Origin of the sequence: Pararhizobium sp. LjRoot255, from assembly GCF_964252905.1 — a bacterium.
Lineage (GTDB): Bacteria > Pseudomonadota > Alphaproteobacteria > Rhizobiales > Rhizobiaceae > Pararhizobium.
This window is the reverse complement of record NZ_CAXUPQ020000001.1, coordinates 2789671-2808087: the sequence shown is the minus strand read 5'-3', so window position 1 is coordinate 2808087 and position 18417 is coordinate 2789671. Positions and strand designations below refer to the sequence as shown.

Genomic DNA, 18417 nt, shown 5'->3' with positions numbered 1-18417 from the left:
CAGGCCTCCCGTCGAACAATGGCGATAGCGCCGACACGCGGGGAACCAACCCATCCAAGGAGAAGCAAGATGAATTTCAAGACACTGACGGGCGCCACCCTCGCCGCCACGCTGGCTTTCACGCCGCTCGCCCATGCCGAGATCGTGATCGGGCTGATTGCCCCCCTGACCGGCCCGGTCGCCGCTTACGGTGACCAGGTGAAGAACGGCGCTGAGGTCGCCGTCGCTCAGATCAACAAGAATGGCGGCATTCTGGGCGAACAGGTGGTACTGAAGCTCGCCGATGATGCCGGCGAACCGAAGCAGGGTGTTTCAGCCGCAAACCAGATCATCGCCGAAGGCATCCGCTTCGTCGTCGGCCCGGTTACCTCCGGCGTCGCCATGCCGGCCTCCGATGTCCTTGCCGAAAACAGTGTCCTGATGGTAACGCCGACAGCAACGACGCCGGACCTGACAAAGCGCGGCCTGACCACCGTCCTGCGCACGTGCGGACGCGACGACCAGCAGGCCGAAGTGGCCGCAGCCTACGTGCTGAAACAGTTCAAGGACAAGCGCATCGGCATCATCAACGACAAGGGCGCCTACGGCAAGGGCCTTGCCGATGCCTTCAAGACAACGCTGAACGCCGGCGGTGTCACGGAGGTCTTCAACGACGCGCTAACACCCGGCGAGAAGGACCTGAGCGCGCTCACCACCCGCCTCAAGGCGGAGAAGGTCGATGTGCTCTATTTTGGCGGCTACCATCCGGAAGCCGGGCTGCTGGTGCGCCAGCTTCACGACATCTCCGCCAACATCCAGATCATCGGTGGTGACGGTCTGTCCAACAGCGAATTCTGGAGCATCGGCACGGATGCCGCTGCCGGGACAGTGTTCACCAATGCTGCGGACGCGCTGAAGAGCGAGAATTCGAAGGCGGCAGTTGCCGCTCTCGAGGCGGCGAAAATCCCGGCTGAGGCCTTCACCCTCAATGCCTATGCCGCCGTCGAAGTGATCAAGACAGGCATCGAGAAGGCCGGAAGCGCCGAAGACGCGGCAGCCGTCGCAGCTGTCCTGAAAACCGGTGAGCCGATCACCACCGCCATCGGCAACCTCACCTATGGCGAGACCGGTGATCTGACCTCGCCAAGCTTCTCGCTCTACAAGTGGGAGAACGGCAAGATCGTCGCTGCCGAATGAATGGAATGACCATCAACGGGATCGGGCGCTACGGCGCCCGATTTCCTTTTGGCCAACCGACCACCCGACGGGCACCTATGGGCAGTCCACTGACGCAAGCACCAATTTATTGCGGTCTGCTATGCAATGCCGACCGCCAGCGGCTATGCTGGCAATAAGCCAATCCGGCGCACGGCATTGAAGAGGCATCATCCATTATGAGCAAAAAACTTGAAAAGCTGATCGACCAGGCCGCGGGCCGCACGCCTGCCGATATCGTGCTCAAGGGCGGCCGCTTCTTCGATCTTGTGACGGGCGATCTCGTGGCTTCCGACGTCGCCATTTGCGGTGATCGGGTCGTTGGTACCTGTGGCGCCTATGACGGCATGACGGAAATCGATATTTCCGGCAGGATCGTTGTGCCGGGCTTCATCGACACGCATCTGCATATCGAATCCTCGCTCGTCACGCCGCATGAATTCGACCGCTGTGTGTTGCCCTACGGCGTAACGACGGTGATCTGCGATCCGCACGAGATCGCCAATGTGCTCGGCACCGAGGGCATCCGGTACTTTCTCGACTCCGCCCTCGAAACCATCATGGACATCCGCGTCCAGCTCTCGAGCTGCGTCCCGGCGACGCATCTGGAGACCTCCGGCGCCAACCTGCCGATCGAGATGCTGCTGCCGTTCCGCGACCATGAAAAGGTGATCGGCCTGGCGGAATTCATGAATTTTCCGGGCGTCATCCATAAGGACCCGATCTGCCTCGCCAAGCTCGAAGCCTTTCAGGGCGGCCATATCGACGGCCATGCGCCGCTGCTGCGCGGGCTCGACCTGAACGGCTATCTTTCCACCGGCATCCGCACCGACCACGAATGCACGACGGCAGACGAGGCGCTCGAAAAGATCCGCAAGGGCATGCACATTCTCGTGCGCGAGGGCTCCGTCTCCAAGGACCTGCATGCGCTGATGCCGATCATCACCGAACGCCTGTCACCGTTCCTGGCGCTGTGCACCGACGACCGCAATCCGCTCGACATCGCCGAGCAAGGCCATCTCGACTACATGATCCGTGAAGCGATCGCGCAAGGCGTCGAGCCGCTGGCCGTCTACCGCGCCGCCTCCATTTCGGCCGCGCGCGCATTCGGGCTCCGCGACCGCGGCCTAGTGGCACCGGGCTGGCGCGCCGATCTCGTGGTTATCGACAGTCTCGAGGGCTGCAAGGCAGAAAAGGTGTTCGCCGCCGGCCGGCTCGTCACCGATGAACTATTCGCCAGCCGCCGCGCCGTTTCTCCCGTCGGCCTCGACAGTGTCAAGGCCGGCCATATCAACGCCGCCGATTTCGGCGCACCCTATGCCGAAGGCGAGACATCGGTGATCGGCGTGCTGCCGGGCAAGATCATCACCGAGCACCGCCGTTTCAAGCTGCCAGCATCGGGCAATCAGGCCGGCGTCGATCTCGGTCGCGATATCATCAAAGTCGCGGTCATCGAGCGCCACGGCATCAACGGCAATCACGCCAACGGCTTCGTCCAGGGGTTCGGATTGAAGAAGGGCGCGATCGCCTCCACCGTCGGTCATGACAGCCATAATATCTGCGTCGTCGGCGTCAACGAGGACGACATGGCGCTCGCCGCCAACCGGCTGGGCGAGATCAAGGGTGGCTTCGTCGTCGTCGAGGACGGCAAGGTGACCGGCGAAATCGCCCTGCCCGTTGCGGGCCTGATGAGCCTCGAACCCTATGAAAGCGTGCGCGACACGCTGCACCACCTGCGCCAGGCCGCCTTCGCTCTCGGCGCGACGCTGCAGGAACCATTCCTGCAGCTGGCGTTCCTGCCGCTCCCGGTCATTCCGCACCTGAAGATTTCGGACAGGGGGCTGGTCGATGTCGATACGTTTGCACTGATTGGGTGAAAATATTTGTCTTGGAATGACCTTTCACTCCACTTAAATTGGTTTAGTAGCGTAGGAGTTTGAGATGACGAAATTGGAACAAATCGAGAAGGCCATCTCAGAACTTGGACCGGACGAACTGCGCGCCTTTGCAGCATGGTTCGACAAACTCCAGGCCAAGCGTTGGGATGTCCAGTTTGAACAGGATGCCAAACGTGGTGCACTGGACGCGTTGGCAGAAAATGCCTTGACGGACTTCAAAGCTGGTCGGTCTCGGAGCCTGTGAAGCACAACGCGACCGCATCGTTCTGGCGGGCATACGATGACTTGCCGGCGCAAGTTCGAGAACTGGCTGATCGCAATTTTGAAAAATTGAAAGCTGATCCCAAACATCCGTCCCTTCACTTCAAACAGGTTGGGCGTTTTTGGTCCGTGCGCGTTGGCACCTCGTGGCGCGCCCTTGCGGTGCAAGAGGGCGACGACGTGATCTGGTTCTGGATCGGCACCCACGCTCAGTACGATAAGCTGCTACGGTAACAGCCGCCCGCAAAACACATCCAGCGCCTCAAGCATGATTTCCACCCCCTCTAACCGAGGCGCGAAACCAGGCATCGTAATGGCGTCAGCGATCTTCAGGCCATTTGGTAGCTGCACCGTCTGCGGCCCGCGGCGCAGGTTGAAGACGAACAGCAGCTTCTCCCCGCCCTTTTCCCGCGTGAAAGCCAGGATGTCCTGATTGGTTTCGAGGAAAGTCATGCTGCCATCCAGAAGCGGCGCGTGCTTTTTTCGAAAGGCCAGCGTCTGCCGGTAATGGGCGAGTACCGAATCCGTCACCGTTTCCTGCTGGTCGACGGCCAATGGGCGGTGCACCTCAGGAACAGGCAACCAGGGCTTGACGGTCGAAAACCCGGCATGGGGCGTCTCCTTCTCCCAGACCATCGGCGTGCGGCACCCGTCCCGGCCCTTGAAGGCCGGCCAGAAACGGATGCCGTAGGGATCACGCAGATCTGCCAGTTCGAGTTCGGCTTCCGGAAGCGCCAGTTCCTCGCCCTGATAGAGGCAAATTGAGCCACGAAGAGCGGCAAGCACCGAGATTGCCAGCTTCGCCACCCGCGCGCGCTCCTCTTCCGTCTGCGCGAAGCGGCTGACATGGCGGGTGACGTCGTGGTTGGAGAAAGCCCAGCAGACCCAGCCGTCGGTGACCGCATCCTGAAAGGCCTGAACGCAGCGGCGGATGTGGGTGGCTGTGAAATCCGGTCCCAGCAGATCGAACGTGTAGCACATGTGCAGCTTGTCGCCGCCGCCGGTATAGGCCGCCACCGTCTTCAACGAGCGGGCGCCATCGCCCACTTCGCCGACCGACGCACGATCCCCGAATTCGTCAAGCAGGGCGCGAAAGCGCTGCAGGAAGCCGATATTTTCCGGCTGCGTCTTGTCATAGAGATGGTTCTGCATGCCGTAGGGATTGACGTCGGGCGCGTCGAGGCCGATCGCGTCTTCGTCATAAACCAGCGGCGGGTTGTCCCGCAGCTCCTTGTCGTGGAAGTAGAAGTTGACGGTATCGAGCCGGAAACCATCGACGCCGCGCTTCAGCCAGAAACGCACGGTTTCCAAGAGAGCCTCCTGAACGCCCGGATTGTGGAAGTTGAGATCAGGCTGCGAGCCCAAAAAATTGTGCATGTAATATTGCTTGCGCACGCCGTCCCATTCCCAGGCCGGACCGCCGAAGATCGACAGCCAATTGTTCGGCGCGGTCCCGTCCGGCTTCGGATCGGCCCAGACGTACCAATCGGATTTCGGATTGGTGCGGTCCGAGCGGCTCTCCTTGAACCAAGGGTGCTGGTCGGCGGTGTGCGAGATCACCTGGTCGATGATGACCTTGAGTCCCAGTTCATGGGCCCTGGTCAGCAGCGCGTCAAAATCAGCAAGTGTGCCGAACATCGGATCGACATCGCAGTAGTCGGAGACATCGTAGCCCATGTCGGCCATCGGCGAAGTGAAGAAAGGTGACAGCCAGATGGCATCGACGCCAAGGCTGGCGATATAGGGCAGCCGCAGCATCACCCCCTTCAAATCGCCGATCCCATCGCCCCTGGTATCCTGAAAGGATCGCGGATAGACCTGATAGATCGCCGCGCCGCGCCACCAGTCAGGATTGGACTTCAAGGGAGATGCCATCAAAAACTCCGCGATCACGAGGGATATGCTGGAAGATGTATCGTCGCAGAAAGAGTGAGTAAACGGCATTCCCTGCCGTCTCCTGAGATTGACGGGTCGTGGTGCAAAAATGATGATGGCATGACCAGCCCCGCCACCAAGGCAACCGGAGAAGCCAGTGCAGCGCCAGTTCCCGAGGGCTTTTCATCGATCCGCGGCGCCACAAGGCCGGCGTCACCCTCCGCGACCCATCCATGACGATCAAAAAGCAACGCTGGAGATGAGATGAGCGAGAAGTGGATATCATTCAGCCTTGCCCATGCGCATGAATTCGCCGTTGCGGCACTCCTTGGCGCAGGCGCAAGCCCGGCCATGGCCGCATCCCTCGCCCGCGCCACGGTGGACGCCGACGCGCGCAGCCCCGCGGCTGTCGGCTTTTCCCATCTCGTCGACTATCTCGAAAGTCTCGTCGCCGGCCGCATCAACAACAAGGCCGAGCCCAGGCGGACAGACCCCGCCGCCGCCCTGATCCGCGTGGATGCCGATGGCGGTATTGCGCAACTGGGTTTCGACCACGCCTTTGACGATCTGACGGGAAAGGCCAAGGCCTTCGGCATTGCACTCTTTGCCCAGTTCAATAGCTACACGTCCGGCGAACTCGGCGGTTATGTCTTCCGGCTGGCGCAACAGGGCCTCGTTGGCTTGGCCGCGACCAATGGACCAGCGCTGATCGCCGGGTCCGGCGGCACAAAACCGGTCTATTGCACCAACCCGCTCGCCTTCGCCGCACCCCGCAAGAATGGTGCGCCGCTTCTCATCGACCAATCCTCCAGCGCCACCGCTTTCGCCACGATTCGCGAGGCGGCGGCGCACAACGAACCGATTCCGGCAGGCTGGGCGGTCGACGCGACTGGGCAACCAACCACGGACGCGAGGGAGGCCATGAAGGGTGCGATGCTTGCTTTTGGCGGTGCACGCGGCGCCAATGTCGCGCTGATGGTCGAGGTATTGGCGGCGGGTTTGAGCGGCGCGAACTGGTCGCTCGATGCGCCGGATTTCATGAGCGGAGACAGGACGCCCGGCGGCGGCCTCACCGTCATCGCCATCGCCCCATCTCTGCTGGACGAAGACTTCGAAGACCGGCTCGACGCGCAATTGGCACGGCTTTCAGGCGGCTATGGCGTTCACATTCCTGGAGTGTCGAAATTCGATGCCCTGAACCGCGCACGCCAGCACGGCATCCGCTTGCCTTCCGCGCTGGTAAGCCGTATCTCCGCTTTCGCAAGTAGGCGCGACTAAGGCGCCGCGCGTCTTTTCAGACGCGCCAAGGTCGCTGTAACGCTTTGATCTGCTGCATAATTTTTTCCTTAAATCGATCCCGATTTAAGGAATTATGCAGTAGAACTTGAAACTGGGCGGGAGGATTTCATGGCAGGCAGGCTGCTTTCGATCGGCGAATGCATGGTGGAACTGATGCAGGCCGAAGGTAATCTCCTGCGCAAGGGCTATGCCGGTGACAGTTTCAATACCGCCTATTATGCCCGGCTGTTTCTGCCTGAGGATTGGTCCGTCGATTATTTCACGGCGGTCGGCACCGATACGGTTTCCGACGAGATGCTTGCCTTCATCGAAAACACCGGCGTCGGTACACGCTACATCCGCCCCATCAAGGGCCGTTCGCCAGGCCTCTACATGATCCATCTGAAGGATGGCGAACGCAGCTTCTCCTACTGGCGCTCGGTTTCCGCCGCCAAACTGCTTGCCGACGACGCCGGCCATCTGCGTATGGCGATCGAAGCCTCGGATATCCTCGTCTTTTCGGGCATCACGCTGGCCATCCTTGCGCCGAGCGCCGCCGAGACGCTGCTCTTGGAACTGCGCCGCGCCAAGGCTGCCGGCAAGCTGGTCGTCTTCGATCCCAATATCCGCCCGCGCCTGTGGAACGACAGGCACTATATGCTGGAATCCATCTCCGCCGGCGCCCGCGCGTCCAGCCTCGTCATGCCGAGTTTCGATGATGAAGCGGCCCATTTCGGCGACGCCGATATTGCGGCGACGATCGCCCGATATCGCGGTCTCGGCGTGGAGAATGTCGTTGTCAAGGATGGGGCAAAGGGCGTGACCGTGAGCTTCGGCGATGATAAAGCCGAATTCGTCCCCTCGGCCAAGGTGGACAAGATCGTCGATACGACGAGCGCGGGTGACAGCTTCAACGGCGCGTTCCTTGCACGTTACGCCGCTGACGGTGATCCTGTAGCGGCCGCCCGGTTCGCTGCGAAGACGGCGGCAGCAGTCATTCAGCATCACGGCGCCCTGGTGGCGAAGGACAAACTTCCGGCCTGACCGGGCGGGACCTCCGCTAAGGCCGGATCATTTCCGCTTCTTGCGGTTCTCGAACGGGTTTTCCGATGCCCTGAGATGGATGCGGATCGGCACGCCGGGCAGCTGGAAATCGTTGCGCAAACCGTTAGTCAGGTAGCGGATATAGCTTTCCGGCACGGAATCCGGGCGTGTGCAGGAAATCATGAAACCCGGCGGGCGAGCTTTCACCTGCGTCATGTATTTTAGCTTCAGGCGGCGGCCCGACACGGCCGGCGGCGGATGCTGCACCTGCTGATGATCCAGCCAGCGGTTGAGCTTGGCGGTGGAAATACGGCGGTTCCAGACCTTGTCGGTATCGATGATCGACTGCATCAGCTTGTCGAGGCCGTAACCCGTCTGGCCGGAAATCGGCACGGCGCGGATGCCGCGAGCCTGCGGCAGCAGACGCTCGGTCTTTTCTCTAAGATCGGCAAGCAGCGCCTGCGGGTCTTCTACCAGATCCCACTTGTTGAAGGCGAGGATCGGCGCGCGGCCTTCACGGATCACGAGATCTGCGAGCTGCAGATCCTGCTTTTCGAAGGGGATGGTTGCATCGAAGACGATGACGACCGCTTCGGCGAAGCGGATGGAGCGCAGACTGTCGGCAACGGAGAGCTTTTCCAGCTTCTCCTGCACCCGCGCCTTCTTGCGCATGCCGGCGGTGTCGAACATTTTGATGGTGCGGCCGCGCCAGTCCCATTCGACCGAGATACTGTCGCGGGTAATGCCGGCCTCAGGACCGGTCAGCAGGCGGTCTTCACCGAGAAAGCGGTTGATCAGCGTCGACTTGCCGGCATTCGGGCGGCCGATGATCGCCACCCGCAAAGGCTTGGTGTCGTCATAGGCCGGCTCGAAGTCCTCGTCTTCTTCCTCGCCCGGTTCGTGGCGAAGATCGACGTCCGTCTCTGCTTCGTCGACGTCCGGCGGGAAAGCGCGGTCCTCGCCGAGCGCTTCAACAATCGCGTCGCGCAGATCGATCATGCCCTGGCCATGCTCAGCCGAGATGGCGATCGGCTCGCCGAGGCCCAGGGTGAAGGCATCGTAATAGCCGCCGTCGGAGCCCTTGGCTTCGGACTTGTTGGCAACCAGCACGACCGGCTTGCCACGGCGGCGCAGCATTTCGCCGAGCGTCTCATCGGCCGGCGTTAGGCCATGCTTGGCATCAACGACGAAGAGTGTCAGATCAGCCTCTGCGATGGCCGCTTCCGTCTGCGCCCACATGCGGCCCTGCAGAGTCTCGGGGCCGGACTGCTCGAGGCCGGCGGTATCGACGATGGTAAAGCGCAGATCCACGAGCTTGGCCTCGCCCGGGCGCCGGTCGCGGGTAACCCCCGGCGTGTCGTCGACAAGCGCCAGCTTCTTGCCAACCAGACGGTTGAAAAGCGTGGATTTGCCGACATTGGGGCGCCCAACGATGGCGACGGTGAAGTTCATCAAGTCATCCTGTCTTCTTCAGAGCATCATGCTCTAATGTTTGTCTTCTACTGCATAATTCCTTTAAGGATAAAATTATGCAGCAGATTTAAAGTGTTACAGCGTCCTTTGCGCGTCATGTCTGACGCGCGGCGCTGTGGACGCCCGCTCAGGCCGCCTTGCCGCTGGCGGCAATCAGATCGAGCAGCATCTGGGCGCGGTTCGCCAGATTGCGCGGGGTTTCGGCATCATCAACAATCTGCTGGAACCAGGTCTTTGCCTTCGCCATGTCGCCGGCCTTGTAGGCTGCGAGCCCAAGGGCTTCGCGCGCGGAATGGCGCATGCCGTTACCCGGCACGGCGAGCTGTTCGGCTCCGGCCGAAACCTGCTCATAGGTGCCGGTATCGACCAGCAGATAGGCCGCGCGCATCCGGGCCGCATCGCGCATCGCCTGCGGCAGGCTGGCATCCTTGGCGATATCGGAGAAGGCCTGAACAGCAGCGGCGACATCGCCCTTCTGCGCCATAAGCGTTGCCGCGCGCATCTTCGCCAGCACCGGATAGGCGCCGTAGCCGTCCTTCTCAAGCGCAGTCAGCGCCGCCAGCGCTTCATCGGTCTTGTTTTCCTTGGAGAGCGTCAGGGCCGCCAGGAACTGGTCGCCCGACTGCGAGGCCGAGGTTTCGCGCCAGTATTCGTAACCCACCTTGCCGATGGTGCCGAGAACAATGAGAATGGCGATCCCGATGATCACGCTGCCGAAGCGCGTCCAAACGGCCTTGACCTGGTCGGAGCGCAGTTCTTCGTTGACCTCGCGGATAAAGCTGTCGTCCTGGTTCGCCATTCCTAAGTTCCGGTTGCCCGGCCTTCCCTGCAAAGATGAAAGTAAGATTGCGCGCTTCTACCGCATTTTGAGGCCGTTGTAAGGGGGCACGCGCATTAATACCAAGGATCGATGATAGGAACCCATAGGATCGGCTCGATCTTCGTTTCCGGCTAGGAGAGGATCGCAGTCACGATGCTTTCGCATCGTGCAAGAGCCTCGACGCCGCCGGAAGCGAAGAGAAGCCGACCGAAGGTGGCTCATGCTGGCCTTTCGGCGTTGTTGCGTCCCTCGACCGATGCGAAAGCATCGCTCTTCGAAACGCGCCTAGCCGAAAGGCCAGCATGAGCCATCCTATGGGTTCCTATCATCGATCCTTGGTATTAGCCCCCTTTAGCTCAAGACAATCGGAGCAACGCCGATCAGCCACTCGTGCAGCTTCCAGACAAATAGTCCATAGACGACGACACCGATGATCACCGCCAGCAGGTCGTTGGAGGCGGAACGGAAAACCGGAAGCACCTTCTCACCCGCCCGCTGCCGCCGCTTCAGCGAGATGCGCAGGATGACGGCCCAGGCAAGGAACGAGCCGAACAGCAGCACCGAGGATGTCTCGCCATTGGCAAGCAGATGGGCGAGCGCCCAGATCTTGATCGACAGGATTTGCGGATGCTTGACCGCGACTGCAATGCGGCCTGCCGGCAAAAAGCCGGCGGCAAGACAGATGAAGGCAAGTAACATCAAAAGCAGCGAAATGTGTTTCAGGAAGACCGGCGGGTTGTAGAGCATGCCGGTGACCGCCCTCGCCTCGCCGAAGCCGTAGATGATCAGAAGAAGGCCGACGAGGCTGATGACCGCATAGATTCCCATCCAGGCGCCCTTGCCCTGACGTTCGATGACCGAGGCACGCAGGCCAGGTGCAACGACGCGCACGAGATGCATGCCGAGAAAAATGACGATGCCCAGAAGAAGAAGTGTCATGAAGCCCATCCGCCGTTTTGTGAGATTTCTATCCCCTCGCATAGCCGGATCAGAGTCAAGATTCCAGCACGATCAAAGGATTGCCTTATTCTTGCGGCAGGGGTCGCTGCTCCGCATCTGCCCTCCAAGGTTTCCGCATGCCCAGATTTTCCGCCGCTCCCGGCCTTGCTCTTGCCTTGGCCCTGGTCCCCACCTTCGCCCATGCGATGCAACCACCGGCCCCGGCAGGCCGAAAACAGCTTGTCATCATTTCCTTCGACGGCGCCCACGACAACAGGCTTTGGGAAAAAAGCCTGGAGATCGGCAAGCGAACGGGCGCGCACTTCACCTATTTCCTCTCCTGCACCTTTCTGATGGCGAAAGCGGAGGGCGGCAAGACGTATCGGGCCCCCGGACAAAAGGCCGGACGCTCGAATGTCGGCTTCGCCCTAAGCCGCGAGGAAGTACAGGCCCGTGTCCGCTACATCTGGCAGGCGCACCAAACCGGCCACGATATCGGCAGCCATGCCTGCGGCCATTTCGACGGCAAGGGCTGGAGCGCGGCCGATTGGAAACAGGAATTCACAGCCTTCCACACGGCGCTCTTGAATGCCTGGAAAACGGGCGGCATCGAAGGCGAGGAGCCCGAGGGCTGGGCGGATTTCGCGGCGAAAGACATCAAGGGATTTCGCGCGCCCTATCTGTCGGTGAGCGACGGCCTGCTACCTGCGCTGAAAAAGGCCGGCTTCACCTATGATGCCAGCCTCGTCACCAAGGGCCCCGGCTGGCCGTCGGACGAGGACAGCATGCCGCGTTTCGGACTGCCTCTCATTCCCGAGGGGCCGCAGCAGCGCCGGGTGATCGGCATGGATTACAATCTCTTCATCCGCCATTCGATGGGCGTGGAAAACCGCAAGGACAGCGCCGCCTTCGAAGAGCGCGCGATCGAGGCCTACCGGAAGGCCTTTGACGCGCAATACCAGGGCGGCCGCGTCCCGCTGCAACTCGGTTTCCACTTCGTCGAGATGAATGGCGGCGCCTATTGGCGGGCGCTCGACCGGTTCCTGACCGATACCTGCGGCAAGCCCGACGTCGCCTGCGTCAGCTATGCCGAGGCGTTGCCCCTGATCGCCAATGAGAAGAAGGCGGCCGAAGCCGCCTCCCAATAGTTTCATGAATATCAGGCCAGGCTTTCGTTCTCGCCGGCTTCGATAAATTCGCGGTCGATTGCAGGCAGAGGTTCCCCCTCCATCGCGGCCTCGAATGCCTGAAGACGTTTGTAGATCGAAATCAGCTCAATCACCGTCGGCCAGGAATTGACGAGGTACTGGAAAGAGCTCGTAACCTGCGAGAAAGCGCCCTGGATCTGCTGCATGAGGCCAAAGGTGATCGTCGCCCCAACGACGGACGGAACCATAAGGAACAAGGGGAAGATGTTGTCCGTCTGCAGATAAAAATATCGGGCGACATTGAAGTAGGTGTAGTGGAAATACAGCTTGAAATAGTTCTTGCGGACATTGCTGAACAATTCACGGATCGTCAGGGGTTGAGCACGGTCGACATGGTCTTCACCATACACGAGCTCCTTTCGATACGCCGCCTCGACACGTTGATTGCGGAACTCCAGGCCGGGCAGCCTCACCCCAACGAGGGCCAACATGACGGTACCGAAGATTGACCAGGCAATCGCCGCGATGACAAGCGGATACGGTATCGCCCCGACGATAGGCAATTCTTTGATGCTGCTCGACAGGGCATGGAGCACCGGCAGAAACGCAATCAGCGTCATAACGGAATCGATCAGCCGGACGCCAAGCCCTTCGACCGTCGTCGCAAATCGCATCGTATCTTCCTGGATACGCTGCGAAGCGCCCTCGATATGGCGCACTTTGGGCCAAACCGAATAGTAGAAATCGTTCATGGCGGTACGCCAACGGAACAGATAGTGGCTGGTAAAGAAACTGATCAGGACAGCCGAAACAATATAGACGGTGGCGAGCTGGAAAAAGATGAAGGCATAGCCATAGATTTCCGAGGCTTGAACAGTGTTCGGTGCCTTCAACGCCTCGACAATGCGATCATAGGTCGGACGCCGCCAATTGTTGAGTGCAACGCTGATATCGACCGAGAAATAGACCGTGAAAATGATGAAGGTGGATCCCCAGACCGACCATGATTTCCAGGGGTGCTCAGCTGCGTAGAAATGCCAGAAGAGGCAGAAGAGCAGCATGGAGGAGATGAAATAGATATAGAACCAGACTGAGGCCGTTGTAAAGAAATGCCCAAGGCCGATGGGGGCCTCCTGACCGGGGCCAAGTTGCGGCAGACCGAACTGCCCCCCGATGTCAGCCCCGACCGTGTACCATATGGCGACCACAACGACTGTCCAAAGCAGTGCGGAGGGAAAGAACAGCTTCGGATTGGGAAAGAAGGAATGGAACAAGGCGTGGTACTCGCGTTTCTTGATGGGCAGATACCCACCTTCTCGATACGCCGGAACCTAGGGCAAAAGCCATCCCCTGCCAATCACGTCAAGCTAATGTTACCGTTATTTAATAGCGAACCGCTCATGCGCCTGTGGCGATAACGATGCGGCGCATCTCCACCCAGGTGAGCGCTGCGCAGAAAAGCAGCACCCCCGCCGCCAGCAGGGTCGGTGCGGTAAAACTGCCGCTGCTTTCAGCAAGCCAGCCGGCGACGAGCGGCCCGACGATCTGGCCGACGCCGAAGGCGGCGGTCATGAAGGCGAGCGCCTTGCGCGGGCTTTGCGGCGCGAGTGCCCGGCCGATCTGCAGCCCATAGGCGGTGACCATGATGAAGGTTGCGCCAAGCATCAGGCCGCCGATTAGGGGCGCGTATGGCGAAGGCAGAGCGACCGCCAGAATAAGCCCGATAGCCTCGACCAACAGGCCCGCAAGATAAACCCCGACGATGCCGAGCCGTGGCACGGTGCGGCGCCAGGCATGCACGGACACTGCGGCGCTGAGACCCGTGATCAGCCATGCGAGAAACTCGACGGTATGGTCGGTTGCGCCCTGGCGCGCCATGGCGACGAGGAAGGTCGCGGTGATGACATAGCCGAAGCCGAACAAGCCGTAGGTGAGCGTGATCACGACAAGCGGCCGGGTCCAGACGAGCGGTTTTTCCTTCTCGCCGTTCCCCCGCCCTGCAGGTCCTTCAGGCAGCAGCGCCGCCACGATGATCGTGCCGAGACAGGCAATGACGGCGCCGCCGAACCAGGCCGCCTGCCAGCTTGCAAAAACACCGAAACCGCCGGCGGGCAACAGGAAGACCATCAACGACGAAACCGCAATGCCCATGCCGACACCGCCGAAATGCACCGACTGGACATGCGGATTGGCGGCGGCAAGCCCTCTGCTAAGCACGATCGCCGAGGTGAAGATCATCGCAAAGGCGCTGGCCACGCCGGCAAGAAAGCGGATGACGGAAAACAACAGCAGCGACGATGTCAACCCCATGGCGACGAGCAGCACCGCCGTCGCAACCAGCGCCGAAAGGGCGATCGGCCTCTCCCTTCCCTCCGCCCAGCCAAAGCCCGCAGCAATGGCTCCCAGCAGATAGCCGATGAAATTGGCGGATGCGATGATCCCCGCGTCGGCGGGTGTCAGGCCGAGATCGGCCATCATGCCAGGCAGGATCGGCGTATAGGAAAAGCGCCCGAAGCCCATGGCAACCGCCATGGCGATTGCGCCGGCAAAAGCGGTGGGAGCAAGGCCCTCGTCTAGCGGGCGGTCGAGCGTAGTCATGCCACATCTATCGCAATGCAGCATGGCGACGACAAACGACAAAATTTGATAATGTTGTTCAGGACGTGAATAGCAGCTCTTGCGGATCAACCCGGAAGGGTGACGACCAGAGGCCCGTTGCGCGTGACGACCACAGTATGCTCGTACTGGACGGTCGGCGCGCGCGGCTCGCTGTAGAGCGTCCATTCGTCATCGCCGCCCTCGGCCCATTGGGCGCCAAGCGACAGGAAGGGCTCGACCGTGAAAACCATGCCGTCGGTCATCCTGCGCTTCTCGTGCTTGTCCGGCCAGGTGGCGATTTCCGTCGGTTCCTCGTGCAAGGAGCGGCCGACACCGTGGCTCGCCAGGTTGGTCACAAGCGTATAGCGGTTCTTCCTGGCAAAACTGCCGATGGCATTGCCGATCGCCGCCAGCGGTTTGCCCGCCTTCACCTCGTTCAGACCGACCCACATGGCGCGCTTGCCGTCGCGGCAGAGCCGCTCGATCTGCGGCTTGACCGGTGGAACGGCGAACGAGGCGCCGGTATCGGCGAACAGGCCGTTCTTCTCGGCCGAGACATCGATGTTGACCAGATCGGCCGCGTGAATGACGCGCGCGCCGGGAATGCCATGGGCGATCTCTTCATTGACGCTGATGCAGGTGGCGCCGGGAAAGTTATAGGTGAGTTCCGGCGCGGAACGGGCGCCTGCATCCTCGAGCACCTTGCGGCCGATGGCATCGAGCTCCGCCGTGGTGATGCCCGGTTCGAGTGCGGCGCCCATGATCTGTACGGCATTGGCGCAGATGCGGCCGATTTCCTTCAGCCGCGCCAGGTCTTCGTCATTGTTGAGGGTCATTGTTTCTCGCTTTCGGCGGTCTATGTAACGCGCCGAAAGCGACCAATCCAGATGGCCTTGACAGGAAAATCGCCGAGATCAGACGGTCTCCGCCTGTTTTGCCCCCAGCGCTGCCCGCACTAGTGGCGCAACCTTCGTGCCGTAAAGCTCGATGCCGCGCATGATCTGGTCATGCGGCATCAGGCCGATCGCCATCTGCAGCAGGAACCGGTCATTCTTGAAGATGCGATGATGACGGACGATCTTTTCCGCGACCGTTTCAGGATCACCGAGGAACAGATTGCCGTTCGGCCCGATCGCCTGGTTGAAATGTGCCCGATTGGTCGGACCCCAACCACGCTCACGGCCGATGCGGTTCATCACCTCGGCCTGCGGGCCATAGAACTGATCGGCGGCCGTCTCCGTCGTGTCGGCGATGAAACCATGCACATTGATGCTGGTCTTCAGCTTGGAGGCATCCTGCCCGGCCCGGCGCGCGGCTTCGCGGTAGAGATCGAACAGCGGCGCATAGCGGGCCGGCTCGCCGCCGATGATCGCCAGCGCTACCGGCAGGCCAAGCGCACCAGCGCGCGCCACCGATTGCGGCGTGCCGCCAACGGCGATCCACAACGGCAGCGGATCGTTGAGCGGGCGCGGATAAACGCCACGGCCGTTGATCGGCGCACGTTTCTCACCAGCCCAAGTCACCTTCTCGCCCGCGCGTATGGCAAGCAGCAGGTCCAGTTTCTCGGCAAACAACTGGTCGTAGTCTTCAAGATCGTAACCGAACAACGGGAAGGACTCGATGAACGAGCCGCGGCCGGCCATGATTTCGGCGCGGCCGTTCGAGATCAGGTCAAGCGTCGCAAACTGCTGGAACACCCGGACCGGATCGTCCGAGCTCAGCACCGTGACGGCGCTGGTGAGCTTGATGTTTTTCGTGCGCGACGCAGCTGCGGCGAGGATCATCGCCGGCACAGACGCGACATAGTCCGGCCGGTGATGCTCGCCAAGCCCGAAGACATCGAGGCCGACCTGATCGGCCAGCTCGATTTCCTCGATCAGGTGACGCACCCGCTCCTCACCCTCCCTGCCGCGCCCACCCGGCGCCTCGGGGTGAACATCTCCGAATGTGTAAAGCCCAAGTTCCATGGCATCCTGCCTGTTTGGTCTGCCCGATTTGCGGGCAAGCCGTTGTTTGAGCTCAAAGATAGTCATGCTTGGTGGGATATCACAGCACGGAAGCTGAAACACTGCGTTTCCCTGAGCCTCATGTTTCCCACGGATTGAGGAGCTGCACACCGGTGCTCATGAAATCGCGTGTGTTGCGTGTAACAAGAATGAAATTGTGATGAAGGGCTGTCGCTGCGATGAGCGCTCCGGCGTCAGGGCGGCGGTCGGGAACATGCAACGCTGCACATTTTTTCGCAATCTCCACATCGACTGAGAGAATGCGCCCATGGAAGGCCGTCATTACATGCCCGTCGAAAAACGCGCGCAGGATGGAGGCCTGCGCTGCATATCAATTCAAAGGTCGCTCAACGTCCGCTTCACCGCATTCCGCCATCCCTTCAATTTGCCGGTGCGGCATTTCTCGTCCATCTTCGGCTCGAACCGGCGATCGCGGGCCCAGGATTTGGCGAAATCCTTCTGGTTCGGCCACACCCCTGCACGGCTGCCGGCGAGCCAGGCAACGCCAAGGGCGGTGGTTTCAAGGATCGTCGGCCGGTCCACCGGGGCGTCGAGCAGATCGGAGAGACGCTGCATGGTCCAGTCGGAGGCCACCATGCCACCATCGACGCGCAGCACCGTTTCCTTGCCGTCGCTCTTCCAGTCCTTGTACATCGCGTCGAGCAGATCGCGCGTCTGGTAGCAGACCGCTTCGAGGGCTGCGCGGGCAAACTCCGCCGGGCCGGTGTTACGCGTCATGCCGAAGATTGCGCCACGCGCGTCCGGATCCCAGTGCGGCGCGCCAAGGCCGGTGAAGGCCGGAACGAGATAGATCTCCTGCGACGGATCGGCGCTTTCGGCAAGCGTACCGGCATCGGGTGCGGCCTTGATCACCTTGAGACCATCGCGCAGCCACTGTACGGCGGCACCGGCAACGAAGATCGAGCCTTCCAGCGCATAGGTGGTTTCGCCGTCGAGACGATAGGCGATCGTCGTCAGGAGCCGGTTCTTCGAGCGGACGATGTCCTGTCCGGTATTGAGAAGTGCGAAGCAGCCGGTGCCGTAGGTCGATTTCATCATGCCAGGCTGGAAGCAGGCCTGGCCGATGGTGGCTGCCTGCTGGTCACCGGCGACGCCGAGAATCGGGATTTCCGCACCGAAGATGGAGGCGTCGGTCACGCCGAAATCGGCCGCGCAGTCGAGCACTTGCGGCAGCATGGCTTCGGGAACACGCAGGATTTCGAGCAGATCGCGGTCCCAGTCGTTGCCGGCGATGTTGTACATCAGCGTGCGCGAGGCATTGGTCGCATCCGTCACGAAGGATTTGCCGCCCGTCAGCCGCCAGATCAGGAATGTGTCGATCGTGCCGAAGCAGAGCTCACCCTTGGCGCCGCGTGTGCGCGCGCCCTTCACGTTGGCGAGCATCCAAGAGAGCTTGGTGCCAGAGAAATAGGGGTCGAGCAGCAGCCCGGTCTTCTTCGTGAAGGTCTTTTCCAGCCCTTGACGCTTCAGCTTGTCGCAATAGGAGGCCGTGCGGCGGTCCTGCCAGACGATGGCATTGTGGATCGGCTTGCCGGTGGCGCGTTCCCAGACGACGACGGTCTCGCGCTGGTTGGTGATGCCGATCGCTGAAAGTTCGCTCGCCTTGATGCCGGCCTTGCGGATGGCTTCCCTGATCGCCCAGACGACGGTATCCCAGATTTCCTCGGGATCATGTTCCACCCAGCCGGATTTCGGGAAATGCTGCCTGAATTCCTTCTGCCCGGAACCGGCCACCCTCTGCTTCGCGTCGAAAACGATCGCGCGGCTCGACGTCGTGCCCTGATCGATCGCGAGAACATATCCGCTCATTCTGCCCCTCCCAGCGTTTCTTGAGCTCGCTTCTCTCCTCAAGACGGCAAGCC

The 18417-nt window shown here is 61.1% G+C and carries 17 protein-coding genes; 7 read left to right on the top strand and 10 right to left on the bottom strand.

Going from position 1 to position 18417, the window contains the following annotated elements:
* The first annotated feature begins 69 nt into the window (after positions 1-69).
* The 4 genes from ACSQ2W_RS13570 (at position 70) to ACSQ2W_RS13555 (ending at position 3587) form a co-directional block, all read left to right on the top strand.
* Entirely contained in the window at positions 70-1176 is a 1107-nt protein-coding gene (locus ACSQ2W_RS13570) for a branched-chain amino acid ABC transporter substrate-binding protein (protein ID WP_436086709.1), read from the top strand.
* 197 nt (positions 1177-1373) lie between these two features.
* Positions 1374-3071, top strand: a complete 1698-nt coding sequence (gene ade, locus ACSQ2W_RS13565; protein WP_436086708.1) for an adenine deaminase — start codon at positions 1374-1376, stop codon at positions 3069-3071.
* 64 nt (positions 3072-3135) lie between these two features.
* Positions 3136-3336, top strand: a complete 201-nt coding sequence (locus ACSQ2W_RS13560; protein WP_436086707.1) for a hypothetical protein — start codon at positions 3136-3138, stop codon at positions 3334-3336.
* Positions 3333-3587, top strand: coding sequence for a ParE family toxin-like protein (locus tag ACSQ2W_RS13555; RefSeq protein WP_436086706.1), 255 nt, complete (start codon positions 3333-3335; stop codon positions 3585-3587). The genes ACSQ2W_RS13560 and ACSQ2W_RS13555 overlap by 4 nt, the downstream gene beginning before the upstream one ends.
* On the opposite strand, the gene bglA is transcribed toward ACSQ2W_RS13555, so the two are convergent.
* Positions 3579-5228 carry a beta-galactosidase BglA gene (gene bglA / locus ACSQ2W_RS13550; protein ID WP_436086705.1) on the bottom strand — a complete coding sequence of 550 codons (1650 nt, stop codon included), beginning with the start codon at positions 5226-5228 and terminating at the stop codon, positions 3579-3581. The two genes, ACSQ2W_RS13555 and bglA, sit on opposite strands and share 9 nt — an antisense overlap.
* A 264-nt stretch (positions 5229-5492) precedes the next feature.
* Here bglA and ACSQ2W_RS13545 point away from each other — a divergent pair, with 264 nt between their 5' ends.
* Both ACSQ2W_RS13545 and ACSQ2W_RS13540 read left to right on the top strand, forming a co-directional pair.
* Positions 5493-6506 carry an Ldh family oxidoreductase gene (locus tag ACSQ2W_RS13545; RefSeq protein WP_436086704.1) on the top strand — a complete coding sequence of 338 codons (1014 nt, stop codon included), beginning with the start codon at positions 5493-5495 and terminating at the stop codon, positions 6504-6506.
* Between the two features lie 129 nt (positions 6507-6635).
* The gene (locus ACSQ2W_RS13540) at positions 6636-7550 is read left to right on the top strand and encodes a sugar kinase (RefSeq protein WP_436086703.1); all 915 of its coding nucleotides are present in this window, start codon (positions 6636-6638) and stop codon (positions 7548-7550) included.
* A gap of 27 nt (positions 7551-7577) precedes the next feature.
* On the opposite strand, the gene der is transcribed toward ACSQ2W_RS13540, so the two are convergent.
* The 3 genes from der to ACSQ2W_RS13525 form a co-directional block, all read right to left on the bottom strand.
* Positions 7578-9002 carry a ribosome biogenesis GTPase Der gene (gene der, locus ACSQ2W_RS13535; RefSeq protein WP_436086702.1) on the bottom strand — a complete coding sequence of 475 codons (1425 nt, stop codon included), beginning with the start codon at positions 9000-9002 and terminating at the stop codon, positions 7578-7580.
* A 148-nt stretch (positions 9003-9150) separates the two neighbouring features.
* Complete coding sequence (locus ACSQ2W_RS13530; RefSeq protein WP_436086701.1) at positions 9151-9822, bottom strand: tetratricopeptide repeat protein; 672 nt, start codon at positions 9820-9822, stop codon at positions 9151-9153.
* A 372-nt stretch (positions 9823-10194) separates the two neighbouring features.
* A complete protein-coding gene (locus tag ACSQ2W_RS13525; RefSeq protein ID WP_436086700.1) occupies positions 10195-10782 on the bottom strand; it encodes an NnrU family protein in 588 nt (195 codons plus the stop codon).
* A gap of 137 nt (positions 10783-10919) precedes the next feature.
* Here ACSQ2W_RS13525 and ACSQ2W_RS13520 point away from each other — a divergent pair, with 137 nt between their 5' ends.
* Complete coding sequence (locus ACSQ2W_RS13520; RefSeq protein WP_436086699.1) at positions 10920-11930, top strand: polysaccharide deacetylase; 1011 nt, start codon at positions 10920-10922, stop codon at positions 11928-11930.
* An 11-nt stretch (positions 11931-11941) separates the two neighbouring features.
* On the opposite strand, the gene sbmA is transcribed toward ACSQ2W_RS13520, so the two are convergent.
* The 6 genes from sbmA to glpK form a co-directional block, all read right to left on the bottom strand.
* Positions 11942-13204, bottom strand: a complete 1263-nt coding sequence (gene sbmA, locus ACSQ2W_RS13515) for a peptide antibiotic transporter SbmA (RefSeq protein WP_436086698.1) — start codon at positions 13202-13204, stop codon at positions 11942-11944.
* A gap of 124 nt (positions 13205-13328) precedes the next feature.
* On the bottom strand, positions 13329-14552 hold the full coding sequence (locus ACSQ2W_RS13510; protein ID WP_436086697.1) for an MFS transporter: 1224 nt from the start codon (positions 14550-14552) through the stop codon (positions 13329-13331).
* Between the two features lie 62 nt (positions 14553-14614).
* Positions 14615-15364, bottom strand: coding sequence for a type I methionyl aminopeptidase (map, locus tag ACSQ2W_RS13505; RefSeq protein ID WP_436086696.1), 750 nt, complete (start codon positions 15362-15364; stop codon positions 14615-14617).
* Positions 15365-15442: 78 nt separating this feature from the next.
* A complete protein-coding gene (locus ACSQ2W_RS13500; RefSeq protein ID WP_436086695.1) occupies positions 15443-16495 on the bottom strand; it encodes an LLM class flavin-dependent oxidoreductase in 1053 nt (350 codons plus the stop codon).
* A 118-nt stretch (positions 16496-16613) separates the two neighbouring features.
* Positions 16614-16817: a PIN domain-containing protein gene (locus ACSQ2W_RS13495; protein WP_436086694.1), complete on the bottom strand. Its 204-nt coding sequence runs from the start codon at positions 16815-16817 to the stop codon at positions 16614-16616.
* Between the two features lie 53 nt (positions 16818-16870).
* Complete coding sequence (glpK, locus tag ACSQ2W_RS13490; RefSeq protein WP_436086693.1) at positions 16871-18364, bottom strand: glycerol kinase GlpK; 1494 nt, start codon at positions 18362-18364, stop codon at positions 16871-16873.
* Positions 18365-18417: the final 53 nt, after the last annotated feature.

Bases quoted from the DNA above. Each gene is read 5' to 3' on its own strand.
- glpK (WP_436086693.1), bottom strand. From the start codon at position 18,364: ATGAGCGGATATGTTCTCGCGATCGATCAGGGCACGACGTCGAGCCGC.
- ACSQ2W_RS13540 (WP_436086703.1), top strand. From the start codon at position 6,636: ATGGCAGGCAGGCTGCTTTCGATCGGCGAATGCATGGTGGAACTGATG.
- ACSQ2W_RS13560 (WP_436086707.1), top strand. From the start codon at position 3,136: ATGACGAAATTGGAACAAATCGAGAAGGCCATCTCAGAACTTGGACCG.
- ACSQ2W_RS13510 (WP_436086697.1), bottom strand. From the start codon at position 14,552: ATGCTGCATTGCGATAGATGTGGCATGACTACGCTCGACCGCCCGCTA.
- ACSQ2W_RS13520 (WP_436086699.1), top strand. From the start codon at position 10,920: ATGCCCAGATTTTCCGCCGCTCCCGGCCTTGCTCTTGCCTTGGCCCTG.
- ACSQ2W_RS13500 (WP_436086695.1), bottom strand. From the start codon at position 16,495: ATGGAACTTGGGCTTTACACATTCGGAGATGTTCACCCCGAGGCGCCG.
- ACSQ2W_RS13530 (WP_436086701.1), bottom strand. From the start codon at position 9,822: ATGGCGAACCAGGACGACAGCTTTATCCGCGAGGTCAACGAAGAACTG.
- ACSQ2W_RS13570 (WP_436086709.1), top strand. From the start codon at position 70: ATGAATTTCAAGACACTGACGGGCGCCACCCTCGCCGCCACGCTGGCT.
- ACSQ2W_RS13495 (WP_436086694.1), bottom strand. From the start codon at position 16,817: ATGACGGCCTTCCATGGGCGCATTCTCTCAGTCGATGTGGAGATTGCG.
- ACSQ2W_RS13545 (WP_436086704.1), top strand. From the start codon at position 5,493: ATGAGCGAGAAGTGGATATCATTCAGCCTTGCCCATGCGCATGAATTC.
- bglA (WP_436086705.1), bottom strand. From the start codon at position 5,228: ATGGCATCTCCCTTGAAGTCCAATCCTGACTGGTGGCGCGGCGCGGCG.
- ade (WP_436086708.1), top strand. From the start codon at position 1,374: ATGAGCAAAAAACTTGAAAAGCTGATCGACCAGGCCGCGGGCCGCACG.
- map (WP_436086696.1), bottom strand. From the start codon at position 15,364: ATGACCCTCAACAATGACGAAGACCTGGCGCGGCTGAAGGAAATCGGC.
- ACSQ2W_RS13525 (WP_436086700.1), bottom strand. From the start codon at position 10,782: ATGACACTTCTTCTTCTGGGCATCGTCATTTTTCTCGGCATGCATCTC.
- der (WP_436086702.1), bottom strand. From the start codon at position 9,002: ATGAACTTCACCGTCGCCATCGTTGGGCGCCCCAATGTCGGCAAATCC.